This is a genomic window from Agrobacterium sp. 6Ca8, from assembly GCF_055382765.1.
In genome coordinates this window covers 488,419-503,181 of the sequence record NZ_AP026434.1, presented here as the reverse complement: position 1 = coordinate 503,181, position 14,763 = coordinate 488,419, and the positions used below count along the sequence as shown (strand labels likewise).

Below are 14,763 nucleotides of genomic sequence, written 5' to 3'. Positions count from 1 at the left end.
TTTTGATTAGAGAACTTTTGCGAGGAATTCGGCGGTGCGGGGATGTTCCGGGCTGTTGAACACCTGGTCCGGCGTGCCTGTTTCGATGATGCGGCCCTGTTCCATGAAGACGACCCTGTCGGAGACTTCACGGGCAAAACCGATTTCATGGGTAACGATGATGAGCGTGACGCCGGAGCGGGAAAGCTCCTTGATAACATCAAGCACTTCGTTGACGAGTTCAGGATCGAGCGCGGATGTCGGCTCATCGAACAGCAACACCTTCGGCCGCAACGCCAGCGCCCGGGCGATCGCCACGCGTTGCTGCTGACCGCCGGAAAGCTGACGGGGATAAGCGCCAGCTTTTTCGGCAAGGCCGACGCGAGCCAGAAGATCGCGCGCCTCGGTCTGCGCCTGCTCTTTCGATATGCCACGAACGGCTATGGGTGCTTCGATGATGTTTTCAAGCGCGGTCAGATGCGGGAACAGGTTGAAGCTCTGAAACACCATGCCCACTTCGGCGCGGCGCTTGAGGATTTCCCGTTCCTTCAGCTCATAAAGCGTATCGCCCTTTTGACGATAACCGACCAATTCACCGTCTATGGCGATAAAACCGTCATCGACACGCTCGAGATGGTTGATGGAGCGCAGCAATGTGGACTTGCCGGAGCCGGATTGGCCGAGAATGGTGGTAACACTGCCTGCCGGAATGGAAAGGCTGATATCATCAAGCACCTTCAGCGACCCGAAGGATTTCGAAACGCCATGAATATTGACCGACCCGCCACGATTTCCGAGCTGAAAGCTCACGGCACGGGCAGGCACCGAACGCTCGGGCCTTACGGCTGTCGTGGCCACCGTTTCCACGGCTTCAGGCAAGGGTTTGCGCGGCAGGAAGGTGCGGTAAATCGTGGCGAACAGTGACGACGGCGGATTGCGCAGTGCACCGCGTGAAAAATGCCGCTCGATATGGTGCTGCACGATCGAAAGCGCCGTCAGTATCACCAGATACCAGACGGTCGCGACCATCAGCAGCGGGATCACTTCCAGATTTCGGCGATAGATGATCTGGATCGTGTAGAACAGCTCCGGCAGGGCAAGGATATAGACCTGCGAAGTCCCCTTGGCGAGGCCGATGATGTCGTTGAAGGCGGTGGGCAAGATGGAGCGCATCGCCTGCGGCAGAACAATGCGGGACGCCTGCCGCCGCCGGGGAAGGCCGAGTGCTGCGGCAGCCTCAAGCTGCCCCTGATCAACCGAGAGAATGCCGCCACGGACGATTTCGGATGCGAAGGCGGCCTGATTGAGCGTCAGCCCCAGAACGGCGGCCGCAAACGGCGTCATCAGCTGCGTGGTATTCCAGCTGAAGAAGTTGATGCCCGTATAGGGCACACCGATCGTCACGGTCTCATAGAGATAACCGAGGTTGTTGAGGATCAGCAAAAGCACGATCAGCGGAATGGATCGAAAAATCCAGATATAGGTCCAGGATACGGCAACCAGCAGTGGCGAGCGTGAAACGCGGGCAAGCGCCAGCAGCGTTCCCAGCGCGAAGCCGAGCACCGCACCGAGCGCGGTCAGCAGCAGCGTCCGTCCTAAGCCGACCAACACCGGTTCAGCGAAAAACCATTCCGCAAAGACATCCCAGCCCCAGCGCGGATTGCCGAAAACGGAATGCAGAACGGCCGCAATGATGAGTACGGAGAAGACTGTTCCCACGGTCCGCAAGGGGTAGCGGGCCGGCACGATGCGGAAATGGGAATACCCACCCTTGATCGGTTCACCCTTCTGGTCGTTCAATGCAACATGCGGAAAATCAGAGGCTATCGTCATCTGAAAAAGCCTTTCACGGGTGGGCCGGGGAAGAATGCGGCCGGGCCGCCAGTATCGAAGCGCCTTCCGCAACGGAGGCGGAGGCGCTATCGGCAAGCCATTTTTCGAAAGGCAGCGACCTGATCGTTTCAGGATCGGCCGACGTATCGAACAACGCGCGATAACCGTTGGTGAGATATAGGCCGACCGCTTCCGGCTGGCGGAAGCCCGTGGTCAGATAGACACGGGCGTAACCCTGCCGGATCGCCTGCCGCTCCAGCTCCTGAAGAACTATTTTGGCAAGCCCCTGCCGGCGGTGGGCCGAATGGGTCCAGACCCGCTTGAACTCGGCGGTTTCCTCGTCGTAGCGCATGAAAGCACCGCCGGCGATCGCCTTGCCGCCACGCAAGAGCAGCAGGAAATTGCCCGACGGCGGGCTGAAAGCCTCCGGCGGATATTTGTTAAGTTCCGCCTTGGCGCCTTCCGCGTTGAAATATGTGCCGTAGCGGCTGTCATATTCGAACAGCAACTCCTCCAGAAGCGGGGTTGCGAGCGGATCCTTGACCGATGTGTAGAGAAAACTGTCGCTCATCTCATTGTCCTAAACTCGTTGCATCAGGAGAGGTATGCTTCGGCCAGACGCACCCAGAAGCGTGCCGCAGGCGCAATGATCGCATCGTTGAAATCGTAGTGAGGGCTGTGCAGTGGCGCGCTGTCGCCATTGCCGACGAAGAGATAGGAGCCCGGCCGCTCCAGAAGCATGAAGGCGAAATCCTCGCTCGCCGTTCGCGGCTGAAAGCTTTCGGCAACCTGTTCGGCTGGAAAATGCCGTTTGGCGACGTCGCGGGCAAAAGCTGTCTGCCTGATGTGATTGATGACGGGCGGGAAGCCACGGGAGTAGGTGACATCGGCGCTTGCGCCGAAGCTTTCCGCCTGTGCTTTGGCAAGGGCGGGAAGCCGCTCCTCCAGTCTGTCGCGCACGGCGGGCGAAAAGGCCCGCGCGGTAATCTGCAGTTCGACACTCTCGGGAATGACGTTGGAAGCAGTTCCGCCATGGATGGAGCCTACCGTCAGCACCGCCATGTCTCGCGGGTCGACATTGCGCGAGACGATGCTCTGCAAGGCGGTGACGAAGCTTGCCGAGGCAAGAACCGGATCAACCGTTTCATGCGGCGCCGCCCCGTGCCCGCCCTTGCCGATGATCCGAACCTTCGCCTTGTCGACGGAGGCCATGGCAGGCCCTTCGACAAAGCCGAATTGTCCGGTTTCGACACCCGGCCAATTGTGCAGTCCGAACACGGCATCGACGGGAAACCGCTCGAAAAGCCTGTCCTTTATCATCGCTCTAGCACCCGCACCGATTTCCTCGGCTGGCTGGAAAATCAGCGTCAGCGTGCCGGAAAAACTCGATGTTTCAGCTAGATAACGGGCAGCGGCGAGCAGGATAGTCGTGTGACCGTCATGACCGCAGGCATGCATGACGCCCTGTGTCTGGCTGGCATAGGCAAGACCGGTTTCCTCGACGATGGGCAGGGCGTCGATATCGGCGCGGATACCCAGACGCTTGTCACCATGACCACGTTTCAAGGTGGCGACGACGCCATGGCCCCCGACACCCTCGGTCACCTCATATCCGATGGAGAGGAGATAACGGGCAACGAGCGCCGCCGTGCGCTTTTCCCCAAGCGAAAGCTCCGGATGTCGGTGAAGATCGTGCCGGATGGCGATGCTTTCCTCGATGAAGGCAAGGATTCCCCGTTCGGCGTCGTCCTGCGGACGCGCGCCGTCAATGCGGATATTCATGGTTCTGGTCTCCTGCGCTGCGCTTTACCCGCACAGCACCTTGAAATTCTCTCCGGGCGGCAATGGCTGCCGCCAGACCCCGCTTTTATGCGATCGCCTTGCTGGAACCGCTTTCAGCGTGGGAATAGATGCTGTCCTTGAAAGGCAGGCCGAGATGCTCACGCAGCGTTGTGCCTTCCAGATGCGGTTCGAAATATCCGCGCCGTTGCAGCACCGGTATGACGAGGCGGATGAAATCATCCAGCCCTTCGGCAATCACCGGGAAGCCCAGAATGAAACCGTCGGCCGCATCGTGCTCCACCCAGCGGATGATCTCGTCCGCCACCTTGTCCGGAGTTCCGATGAAACCTTCGCGCGGGGTCGCCGCCTCCAGCGCCGCTTCGCGCAACGTCTGGCTCTTTTCCTTCGCACGGCGCTTGATGCGGTCGGTCGTCGAACGGAAGCTGTTCTTGCCGATCTCGCCAAGTTCGGGGAAAGGCTCATCCAGCGGATAGACACTGAAGTCGTGGTGGTCGAAGAAACGGCCGAGATAGGCGAGCGCATCCTCGATGGTGATGAGGTTGCGGATGATGTCGTATTTCGCTTCCGCCTCCTCCTGCGTCTCGCCCACAATCGGCCCGATGCCAGGGAAAATCTTCACGTCGGCAGCGGACCTGCCCTGCGCGACAGCACTCTGCTTCACGCGCTTGAGGAATGTCTGGTTTTCCTCGAGCGATGCAGAATTAGTAAAAACGGCGTCGGCATGTTTACCCGCAAGCCCGATACCGGCATCCGAAGAACCCGCCTGGAAAATCACCGGCTGCCCCTGCGGCGAACGCTGGATGTTCAGCGGACCTTCCACCTGGAAGAAGCGACCCTTGTGGCCGAGCGTGTGGAGTTTTTGCCTGTCGAAGAACTGTCCTGTCTCGCGGTTACGCACGAAGGCATCGTCGTCCCAGCTGTCCCACAGGCCCTTGATCACCTCCAGATATTCATCGGCGATCTCGTAGCGCAGCGCATGTTCGGGATGGTTGCGGCTGTAGTTCTTCGCCGTACCTTCGAGTGGCGTCGTCACTGCATTCCAGCCGGCCCTGCCACCGCTCAGAAGATCAAGCGAGGCGAACTGGCGCGCGATGGTGAAGGGCTCGCTGTAGGAGGTCGAAACCGTGCCGGCAAGACCGATCTTCGAGGTGACGGAGGCGAGCGCCGAAAGGATGGTCAAAGGCTCGAACCGGTTGAGGAAGTGCGGAATGGACTTGTCGTTGATGTAAAGCCCGTCGGCAACGAAGGCGAAGGCGATGCCGGCGGCTTCTGCCTTCAGCGCGTTCTTCCTGAAGAAATCGAAGTTGACGCTGGCATCAACAGGGCTTTTCGGGTGCCGCCAGGCGTTCATGTGCCCGCCGGGGCCCTGGAGCATGATGCCGAAACGGATTGTCTTTTTCGTCATGTCATTTCCTCCTGAGGACAAGTTCACGCGGCCCTGGAAAGGCGGTGTGTGGCCAGCAATTCGATCGAGGCGAGCCTCTGATCGGCCCCCACATGCGGCGGCTCAACGATGAATTCCTCGATACCGTGCTCATCGGAAAGCGCGCGCAGCGCCTTGTGAATATCATCCGGCCCGCCATGCAGGACGTTGGGCTTACGCTCCTCGATGCGATAATCGGTATCGCCGGACTGGCGGGCGAATTCTTCCGCCTGTTCACGGCGGCCAAGGTTGAACGCCTTGCCGTCGCTGAGGAACACCCGGTAGATGCGCTGACCTTCCACCTGCCGCGCCGCATGGTCGGGATCACTGGCGGCAAAGACGGAGAGGGCAAGGATCGGCGCCCTGCCGCCGCTCTCCTCACGGAAAGCCGAGAGGCTGCTGCGAAGAACCTCCGGATCACCATTGAGGTGGCCGGCAAAGACGAAATTCCATCCTTTGGAAGCTGCAAGCCTTGCGCTTTCCGGGCTGGCACCGAGCAGAAACCGTTCCACCGCAACCGGCGGCACCGGTGTTGCCTGCAACCCGGCCTGCGCATGCCCCTGCGGCGCGGCACCGGAGAGAAACGTGGTAAGTTCACCAAAAGCCGTTTCGAAATCCGGCTTGCGGGCGGGATCATAGGCCTGCTGTAGGGCAGACGTCGCAAGCGGCAGCCCGCCCGGTGTCTTGCCGACGCCGAGATCGACCCGACCGGGGGCGAGCGACGACAACACGTTGAAAACCTCGGCGACCTTGTAGGGGCTGTAATGCTGCAGCATGACACCGCCCGAGCCGACGCGGATACGAGAGGTCTTCGCCAGAATCCATGCAACCAGCGCTTCCGGCGCGGAACCGGCAAGCTCCGGCGAATTGTGATGTTCTGCCACCCAGAATCGGCGATAGCCCAGTTCTTCGGCGCGTTTGGCGAGATTGATCGTGTCGCGGAACGCGCTTGCCGCGTTCTCACCCGTTGGAACAGGGCTCTTGTCCAGCAAACTGAGAGTATACATCATCACCTCGCACGTCTTTTGATGCATACTTTGTCTACTGATTTTATATAGTAATAAAGGACGTTCGTTCCACGTTGCGACGCGATCAGAGAAAATATTATTTCCCGCTATGGTTTCGGCAGGCGTCTTTGGCAAAGCAATCCGAAACGATGAGGAAACAGGGCGAAAAAACGATGGTGTAAAGCCGCTTTGTGCATCGAGCCGGGACGAAACGGACTTGCGCGGGAATTCGGTAAAAACTACTTAGTAAGTTGAGAACACCATAACCCGGCACTCAGAAGGTGCTGGCCCTCTTTGCGGATCATGCGATGTTGACCAAAAAAGGCAAATACGGACTAAAGGCTCTTGTCGATCTGGCGCGGTTGCCCCAGGGCGAGACCGCCTTTGTGACCGAGATTGCAACCCGCAACAATATTCCGAAAAAATTTCTGGATACTATTCTTCTGGAACTGCGCAACAGCGGCATTCTGCGTTCCAAGAAGGGACCGAATGGCGGTTATTCGCTGTCGAAAATGCCATCGGAAATCATGATCGGGCAGGTCATCCGAACGCTGGACGGGCCCTTGGCCCCCATCCGCTGTGCCAGCCGCACCGCTTTTGAAGCCTGCGACGACTGCGACGATCCCGAGACCTGTCAGGTCAGGGTTTCGATGACGGACGTGCGGGACGCCATCGCAACAATCCTGGACAATATGACGCTCGCACAATTCGTGGCAAAAGGCGGACAAGACGCGCAATTTATTCCGGCAGGCGAATAAGCGCCGTTTACTGCCGGCGCAGATCGTCTCCCAGGGTCGCAATCAGCCCGGATTCGCTTGCACCATCGATAAGGCCGAGACGGGCCATTAGAATTTCCAGCGTGATGGCATTGTTGCGGACAGAGCGAAAGGTCACGCTTTCCGCCCCCACCTGCGCCGCATCGATATTGGCCGCGAGGCGGGAAATCTGTGCCTTCAGCAATTCGATTGCGAGAAATATTTCGCCGATAAGGGGGCGCGCATCACCTTCCTCGGCCAATCTGTCAATCAGCAACGCTGAAAGCTCACGCTGTTTCTCACCCAGAGCCACGGCGGCCTTCAGAAGGGTGAAAACGGAGGCTGCCAGATTTCCAGCGCCCTGGGCAAGAAACGCGACCTGATCGGCGCGCAGCAGGCCGTCCCATGATGTATCCGGGCGATTGCGAAGAACAACGAGCACGGCCTGCCCTGCCGTGTTGACTGCCGGGACAACGATCCAGTCTGCATCTGAGGTAACAGATCGGGCAATGTCAGCGGGCAGCCGCAAGCCATAGTCATCGCCAATCAACAGAACCGCCTGATCCACGCCGGCGTCAGATGAGGCAAGCGCAAAAGTCTCGCCAAGATCGAGGCGGGCGAAGAGGGTCTTGCGCTGCTCTTCGCTACCGGCGTTCCTGATGAATTCAAGCGCCGTGAAGTGTTCGGCAAGCGCATGCGCAGCCTCCGCATCAGCCGCGGAAATAATCGAGAGAGCTTGCGAGAGAACGTCGTTTGTGATGTCCGCCCCGCCCAGATCGTTTGGAACGGAGAGGGCGAGAAGGCCGGAACGGGCAATCCGCGCGTGGATTTGTGCGGCACTTTCCACCGCGCATTTTTCGGCAATCGTCCGGGCAACGGTCAGTACATCCCCATCCGCGCCGAGACGCGGGGACACGAAACGAATTCTTTCGCCGAGCGGCGTGACAGATCCCATGCTCAACTCCCTCAAAGAATGACCCAGTGAAAGCGCCGGAAAGGCCGGAGCTCAGTCCAGCGAATGATAACGGCCGTTTTGATAGACCAGCGAGTAACCCGATCCGATGCGGATCGCCTCCACCTTGCCGATGATGATGACGTGGCTGTGGCGCTCGATCGCCTCCTCGATAGTGCAATCGATCGCGGCAACGGCGTCCTCGAGGATGGGCGCGCCGCTCGCCAGACGGGTCCATTCCGCGCCGCGATAACGGTCCACACCTTTCAGACCGCCAACACCGGCAAACTGGTTGGCGATGAACTGATGGTTCGGGCCGACAATATTCACCGCCAGATGGCCGAAGCGCTGCACCACAGGCCATGTGGAGGAGGAGCGGTTGAGCGCAACCAGAATTCTTGGCGGATCGACCGACAGGGCGGTGGCGGATGTTACCGTAGCACCCGTGCGCGCATCACCCTCGCCCGCCGTAATGACGCTGACACCGCCGCCCAGCGTCCTGAGCGCCGCCTTAAGGCTATCGGCATCCGGCGCCTTGCCAGAGACGGGATCGCGGAGATTGATGAACTGTTGATCCTTGGCCGCATATTGCAATGTCATCGATCGCTCCTGAAAACAGCTTGTTGCTCAATAGTTAGCAGCGGCGGCGGGGCGTGAAATAGACATCGTTTTCCATAATACTTATATTCTATGGAAATAATGTTTTATATGCCGCTCTCCCGTGAACGCTCCGCCGAATGACGCCCATAGGAAAGGCTAACCGGAAGACGGGGCCGACCGCCTTCCGGCGATTGATCACGAGCCGGATACCAGCTTGACGTTACCGCCGTGGCCGCCGCCGCCGAAAACCTGTTTCGTGCCGAAAGACGAACGGATCTGATTACGTGGCCCATCAAGCCCGATTTCCGGAAACAGCAATTCGGATAGACGGTAGGCTTCCTCCAGATGCGGATAGCCCGATGCGATGACGGTATCGATGCCCAGCGCCTGATACTCCCGCAGCCGCGCCGCAACTGTCTTCGGCGAACCCACCAGCGCGGTGCCGGCGCCAGAGCGGACAAGACCGATTCCCGCCCACAAGTTCGGAGAGACTTCAAGCTGGTCACGCCGGCCATTATGCAGCGCCCGCATCCTTGCCTGACCGACCGAATCCGACGCCTTTAAGAAGGCCTCTTGAGCGGAAGCGATGGTTTCGTCGGAAAGCTTGGAAATCAGTTTGTCCGCATCGGCCCAGGCCTCCTCATCGGTTTCGCGCACGATGAAATGCAGGCGAATGCCGAATGTCACTTCTCGCCCTTTTTTCGCTGCGGCGGCGCGAACCTTGGCGATTTTTTCCGCCACCTGTGCCGGCGGCTCACCCCAGGTCAGATACTTGTCGGTGATACCGGCCGAGAACTCGATCCCGGCATCGGAGGAGCCGCCGAAATAAAGCGGCGGACGCGGTTCCTGCACCGGTGGCAGGCCGAGCCTGGCACCCTGTGCCTTGATATATTTGCCGTCGAGATCTCCCTTGCCAGTTTCGATCAACGAATTGAACACTTGGAAGAACTCGTCAGCGTGGTCGTAACGCTCGTCGTGCGGCAGGAAGATGCCATCACCAGCCAGCTCCTGCGCGCTGCCGCCAACGACGATGTTGAGAAGCAGCCGACCATGGGAAACACGGTCCAGCGTGGAGGCCAGCCGCGCATAATAGGCCGGCGAGGCAACGCCCGGACGGATGGCGACGAGGAATTTCAGTTTCTCGGTATAGGCGGCGAGATTGGCCGCGAGGATGAAGGATTCCTCGCAGGCGACGCCGGTAGGAATAAGCACCCCGGAATAACCGAGCCGATCCGCAGCCTGCGCTATTTCCCGAAAATAGCCGGGATCGGCGGGACGTGACAGATCGTCGGAGCCAAGATAGCTGCCGTCGCCTGAGGTGGGTATGAACCACAGAAAATCGAGTGGTTTGTCAGCTGTGCTCATCGACAGGTCCTTTGCAATCCGCCCATCGGGCAATTCGGCTGGGTACTAAAAGGGTAGCCAATTCCCCGCCGCTTTTAAGAAATTTTGTTCCAATTTCCGTGCCGCAAGGAGAGTTTATCTCCGCTGGGAAATGGGTCTGGGAAGCGAAAACAAACCTTTCGCCTCCCTGTGTCAGAGGACCGGATAAAGTCCGAGCATCGCGAAATTCATTTCGTAAATCTCTTCCCGCTCAAGGTCGAGATCGCTCTTTTCCCGCTTGATACGACCGGAATGATCCAGCGGCTGGAGCCTGCGCTGATCATCCCCTCGCGGCCTACGCCTGGCCAGACCGAACAGATCGACAGTAAACGCATGAAGTCCCTGCGGCATGTGCGCCTCCTTTGGTCAATTCGCTCTATCCTCCGGCGAGCGCCCAGATTGGTCAATATTTTCCATAAAATTACTATTCTATAATTGGCGGATTGCCGGCAAACGTGGACTAAGGTTGCGGCAGCGGGAAAAATTCCGTTTCGAACCGCCAATAAAGGGGTCATCGCAATGGCACCGACACGATGGCCGCTCAAAGCACGGACTTGGGACGAAAAGACTATAGAGCGCCGGCATCACCCTGCAGCAGCGCACCTTGCAGAACGGGTGATCCGCGCTTCCTCGATCTGCTGGCCTTGATTTCGGACGCCGCTTTCAGGCGTGCGAAAAGAGCATAGCCCTCGGACCACCGGCCGAAACCGGCGGCAATATTGATGTGTCCAACGGAGCCGAGATTGACGATATCGCTTCCCCAGTCAGCAGCGGTGCGGGCTAATTCGTCCGGATTCATATAGGGGTCGTTCATGCTACCTACGACGAGACTGGGGAAGGCGAGCGGCGACCGAGGAAATGCGCCGAAGCGGACGATGCATGGATGCATTGCCTCCACTCTGTCGAGATGGGCGGGCGCCACCAGAAGCGCACCCCTGATTTTGCTGGCCACGGGTCGTGTCGCCATATTGGCGACAAGCAGGCAACCCAGGCTGTGGGCGACAATATAGGCGCTTTCGGTTGCGGCGAGCGCCGCTTCCAGACGCTCAAGCCAGTCTTCAAGAACCGGGCATTCCCAATTCTGCTGATCGACCAGCTGCGCCTCCGAATCTTCCAGCAGCCAGTGCCGCTGCCAATGCCCCTCATCCGAACCGTTGAGGCCGGGGACAATCAAGGTGGTACACATGCCTACTCCGTGGTTTGCGGGCGGGGTGTGCCAAGAATGGTGAATTTCGCAATTTTAGTCGACTATTGCCTTGCTCAGCTTTTCCGAACTCGAGAAAAATCGATCCAGACAATTCCGTTGCGGCAAAAAATACGTTCTCGGCAGCAGCCTTGGCACTGCGCATGTGGAATCATTGCCTAAAATATTTTCCATAGAAAATATGTTCTAATCGAGCAAACCGCGCGGAAAGCTTTTCCTCTGCCGCATTCCAAAAGAAACGCCGCTGCTTGGCCGTGCCGCCGCCGGTTTGTCATTCTCGCACTATCGGAGACCTCAACCTCCCGAACCCCAAAATGGCAGATGCCGAGTCTCGGCAGGGCCATTCCACCGCGACATAAAGCGAAAATTCAGGCGGATAATGTGAGCAGCACGAGCGAATTTCTCTGGTACATCCCCAATGACGTCAAACCCGGACATCGGGGCGACGCCGTCAGCGAAAACCACAACAGCCTCGATACTTTAACTACCCATGCCAGGGCGCTGGAAAACCATGGCTGGAAGGGCGCGTTGATCGGCACCGGCTGGGGGCGTCCGGATACCTTTACGGTTGCGGCGTCGCTTACCGCGCGTACCACCACTTTCGAGCCACTGATCGCTATCCGCCCCGGCTACTGGAAGCCGGCCAATCTCGCATCGGCCGCCGCCACGCTCGATCAGCTTTCTGGTGGCCGGGTACGAATCAATGTCGTTTCCGGCAGGGACGAGCTTTCTGCCTATGGCGACGAAGAAGGCGATCAGGCGCAGCGTTATGCGCGCACGAAGGAGTTCATGCGGCTGGTGCGGCGGCTCTGGACTGAGGAAAACGTCACTTTCGATGGCGAGCATTTCCGGGTCAAGAACTCCACCGTCTCGCCGCGCATCAGCGAGAGTGCCGGCCGGCCACATCCCAAACTTTATTTCGGCGGCGCGTCCGAGGCCGCCGAACAGGTTGCCGCAACTGAAGCCGATGTCCAGCTCTTCTGGGGCGAACCGCTCGCCGGCGTGCGCGAAAGGATCGAACGTCTCAGACATTTCAGTGAGACCCTCGGCCGTGACCTGCCGCCGCTGCAATTCGGTCTACGGATCACCACGCTGGTGCGCGAAACCACGGCTGAGGCTTGGCGCGATGCGGAAGCAAAGGTGGCGGAGATGGCTGCGAACAATGGCGTGCGCTGGAACGATCATCTGCAAGGTGTCGCGGTCGGCCAGCGCCGCCTGCTGGATCTGCACACGCAGAGCGATGTGCTGGACGACAATCTTTATACCGCACCCGGCAAATTTGGCGGAGGCGGTGCCGCAACGACATGGCTCGTCGGTTCGGCGGAAGACGTCGCCGCGTCGCTGCGCAAATACCGCGCGCTTGGCATCACCCATTTCGTGCTTTCCGACACGCCCTATCTTCAGGAAATTGAACGGCAGGGCGACAAGCTGTTGCCGCTACTCCGGGACTGATGCGAGCGGCGTCAACATGGGCGGCCTGCCGAACAAAGCCGCCCATGTCTTCTACGGTCAGCCGCCGACAGCCTTGATGCTCTGACGGCCGAGGATAGTTCGGATCATGTGGCTTTGCGGCGCATGCGCCCTTGCCGTTATGGCGTCGCGGTGATGCCGCTCGAGATTATAATCCCGGCGAAGGCCGCGATTGCCGCCAAGCTCCAGCGCCAGATCCGTCACCGCCACCGCATTGTCGATCACCACATGACGAACGGCGAGCGCATCCGTGCCTACCTTATCACCCGCATCGATATCACGCGCGACGGAGCGGAGCAGGCGCCTGTTGGCCGCAAGAAGCACCTCGATCTCGCCCAGACCTTCCTGAATACGGGGAATGGATGACAGCGGCGCGCCGAGGCTTGCCGGAACATGGCCTGTCAGATGGCGCAAGAGGGCGTCACGCGCCGAAAGCGCGACACCGTGATAGACGGAGGCCAGCAGCACGAAGAAATTGTAACCGTCCGCCTCATCCCGCCGCAACGGCTCGTCCGCCGGCTGTTCGGCAACGATATCGGCGAGCGGCACCCTCACATTCTCAAGCAGGAGATCGTCACTGGCGGTGGCATACATTCCGGTCGCTTCCCATGCCTTTTCCCGGCCGATGCCCGGCGCATCGAGCGGGACCAGAAGCTGGATCAGGCGCGGCACCTCTTCCGTCGTGACGGCAAGTACAATCGCCCATTTCAGACCCGGCAGGCCGGTGACGAAGCTCTTGCGGCCATTGACCACCCAGAAATCGCCCTCGATCCGCGCCGTCGTTTCCGGCAGTCCGCCATGGGCCGGGGAACCGATCCCCGGCTCTGCCTGCGCATTGTTCAGAAGCGCCCGCTCCCTGTTATTGGCGGCCAGCACTTTTGCCGCGAGATCTGCCGGCCACCTGCCGCGCCGGATGGCAGCATGAACGCTGTAATGCATGGCAAGGATGAGGGCGGTTGACGGATCACCCTTGGCAATGGCGGCGATGACGGCATGCGCGGTTTCCATGCCCTCCCCCCAGCCACCGTCCTTTTCAGCCGTCACGAGACCAAGCAGGCCAGACTTGAAAAGCGCCTCGAAATTACCGGCGGCGAATTCGCCGCTTTTGTCATACTCCGCCGCAGTCAGGCTGAAATCTTCGGCGAGCGCGGTTGCGATGGCGACGGGATTCAAGTGCTGCTCCGGGCTTGGAACGGCGGATAAAGCGCCGCTCATGCCACCGCCCTTTCACTGGCCGTGACGAAACGGTCATCGATCCACGCAGCGAGATCGAAGTCGTTTTCAAGGAAACCCCATTGATGCAGGAAATCCTTGTAATGGCCGACGGCGGCGACGAGGTCTGCATCGAGGCCAAGACCTAGATGGCGGTGGACATCCGGGCCGTTGGCGGCCAGAACCTGCTCTTCGGTCGCACCCGCCTCGCGCGCGATAAAACGGCGGGTCTCTTCCGGATGCTGCTCCGCCCAGAGCGAGGCTTTGGCAATGGCGGCGACCAACCGCTCCACCAGATCGGGGCGCTCATCGGCAAGTCGTCCGTCGACTGTCAGCACGCGGGGAGAGCCGGAGTTGATGCGTATCTTCGGGTCGGGGTGAAAACCGAATTCCGCCACCTGCACGGCGCCGATCAGGTTCGCGGCGGCGATACCGGCAGTACCCTTGACGAAAATCGCATCGACCTCACCCCGCAACAGCGCGATGATCTCCTCACCGAAGGATTGTCGCCGCTTCAGGCCGAAAAGGGATGGTCCCTCCTGTGTCGCCAGCACGGAATCCTTGATCACGATATCCTTCAGCTCGATATCCTCGACCTTAAGGCCCTCCAGCGAAAGCGCCGAAACGATGCCCTTCAATGCTGTCGCTCGCATGAAATCGACAATCCCATCAGGTCTGCGCGGCACACCGAAACGGCGGCCGACGAGATCGGCAAGCGAGCGGATACCGTTTTCCGGAAGGGTGATGATCGCCTGGAACTCATCGGTCCAAGTGATGCCGATAAGACGCGTATTGCGCCCTTCCGAGCGGGCGCGGATAGGGGGCACATTACCGCCGTGGCGGAAGGACCATTCCAGCGTGTGGTTGAAGTGGCTCTGCCGCACAGAACGATCCGGTGAATCGATGATGGATTTCAGCGATATGCCGACATCCTCGAAGGTCTGTGCGAGATAACCGAGCTGCGCCGCAAGCCCTACGGGCGTGGGCACCGGGCAACGTGTGTACCAGATTTCAGAAAGTGTCGTGCTCATGGCTTTGGCCTCGATGAAAACGATGACACCAGAAAGCGATGCTGCGGTGCCCGTCGACGAAAGGGAGATGTCCCTGCCCGCCACAAACGGTGGGCAGGGTCTGGCGAGACG

General features: G+C 59.6%; 14 protein-coding genes. 2 read left to right on the top strand and 12 right to left on the bottom strand.

Features of this window, described 5'->3' with window-relative positions; all coding sequences use genetic code 11:
- Positions 1-6 precede the first annotated feature (6 nt).
- From ACZ5A6_RS16560 to ACZ5A6_RS16540, 5 genes are all read right to left on the bottom strand, one after another.
- Entirely contained in the window at positions 7-1,812 is a 1,806-nt protein-coding gene (locus tag ACZ5A6_RS16560; protein ID WP_081308480.1) for an amino acid ABC transporter permease/ATP-binding protein, read from the bottom strand.
- A 13-nt stretch (positions 1,813-1,825) separates the two neighbouring features.
- Positions 1,826-2,383, bottom strand: a complete 558-nt coding sequence (locus ACZ5A6_RS16555) for a GNAT family N-acetyltransferase (RefSeq protein ID WP_464111179.1) — start codon at positions 2,381-2,383, stop codon at positions 1,826-1,828.
- A 23-nt stretch (positions 2,384-2,406) separates the two neighbouring features.
- On the bottom strand, positions 2,407-3,594 hold the full coding sequence (locus ACZ5A6_RS16550; RefSeq protein WP_464111178.1) for a M20 aminoacylase family protein: 1,188 nt from the start codon (positions 3,592-3,594) through the stop codon (positions 2,407-2,409).
- An 85-nt stretch (positions 3,595-3,679) separates the two neighbouring features.
- Positions 3,680-5,020 (bottom strand): LLM class flavin-dependent oxidoreductase, encoded by a 1,341-nt coding sequence (locus ACZ5A6_RS16545; RefSeq protein WP_080801366.1) that lies wholly within the window; start codon positions 5,018-5,020, stop codon positions 3,680-3,682.
- Positions 5,021-5,043: 23 nt separating this feature from the next.
- Positions 5,044-6,048, bottom strand: a complete 1,005-nt coding sequence (locus ACZ5A6_RS16540; protein ID WP_065687796.1) for an LLM class flavin-dependent oxidoreductase — start codon at positions 6,046-6,048, stop codon at positions 5,044-5,046.
- A gap of 305 nt (positions 6,049-6,353) precedes the next feature.
- Here ACZ5A6_RS16540 and ACZ5A6_RS16535 point away from each other — a divergent pair, with 305 nt between their 5' ends.
- Positions 6,354-6,803, top strand: coding sequence for an RrF2 family transcriptional regulator (locus tag ACZ5A6_RS16535; RefSeq protein ID WP_003511094.1), 450 nt, complete (start codon positions 6,354-6,356; stop codon positions 6,801-6,803).
- 7 nt (positions 6,804-6,810) lie between these two features.
- Here the strand turns inward: ACZ5A6_RS16535 and ACZ5A6_RS16530 are convergent, their stop codons facing one another.
- From ACZ5A6_RS16530 to ACZ5A6_RS16510, 5 genes are all read right to left on the bottom strand, one after another.
- Positions 6,811-7,755: an acyl-CoA dehydrogenase family protein gene (locus ACZ5A6_RS16530; RefSeq protein ID WP_464111177.1), complete on the bottom strand. Its 945-nt coding sequence runs from the start codon at positions 7,753-7,755 to the stop codon at positions 6,811-6,813.
- 51 nt (positions 7,756-7,806) lie between these two features.
- Positions 7,807-8,352: a flavin reductase family protein gene (locus ACZ5A6_RS16525; protein ID WP_174068852.1), complete on the bottom strand. Its 546-nt coding sequence runs from the start codon at positions 8,350-8,352 to the stop codon at positions 7,807-7,809.
- A gap of 195 nt (positions 8,353-8,547) precedes the next feature.
- Complete coding sequence (gene ssuD, locus ACZ5A6_RS16520) at positions 8,548-9,717, bottom strand: FMNH2-dependent alkanesulfonate monooxygenase (RefSeq protein WP_003511099.1); 1,170 nt, start codon at positions 9,715-9,717, stop codon at positions 8,548-8,550.
- 171 nt (positions 9,718-9,888) lie between these two features.
- Positions 9,889-10,086, bottom strand: a complete 198-nt coding sequence (locus ACZ5A6_RS16515) for a hypothetical protein (RefSeq protein WP_464111176.1) — start codon at positions 10,084-10,086, stop codon at positions 9,889-9,891.
- A 217-nt stretch (positions 10,087-10,303) separates the two neighbouring features.
- Positions 10,304-10,921, bottom strand: a complete 618-nt coding sequence (locus ACZ5A6_RS16510; RefSeq protein WP_464111175.1) for an alpha/beta hydrolase — start codon at positions 10,919-10,921, stop codon at positions 10,304-10,306.
- 399 nt (positions 10,922-11,320) lie between these two features.
- On the opposite strand from ACZ5A6_RS16510, the gene ACZ5A6_RS16505 reads away from it, so the two are divergent.
- Positions 11,321-12,391, top strand: a complete 1,071-nt coding sequence (locus tag ACZ5A6_RS16505; protein ID WP_464111174.1) for an LLM class flavin-dependent oxidoreductase — start codon at positions 11,321-11,323, stop codon at positions 12,389-12,391.
- 57 nt (positions 12,392-12,448) lie between these two features.
- On the opposite strand, the gene ACZ5A6_RS16500 is transcribed toward ACZ5A6_RS16505, so the two are convergent.
- A complete protein-coding gene (locus ACZ5A6_RS16500; protein WP_065659598.1) occupies positions 12,449-13,624 on the bottom strand; it encodes an acyl-CoA dehydrogenase family protein in 1,176 nt (391 codons plus the stop codon).
- Positions 13,621-14,652: an ABC transporter substrate-binding protein gene (locus tag ACZ5A6_RS16495; protein WP_464111173.1), complete on the bottom strand. Its 1,032-nt coding sequence runs from the start codon at positions 14,650-14,652 to the stop codon at positions 13,621-13,623. Before ACZ5A6_RS16495 ends, ACZ5A6_RS16500 begins: the two co-directional genes overlap by 4 nt.
- Positions 14,653-14,763 lie beyond the last annotated feature (111 nt).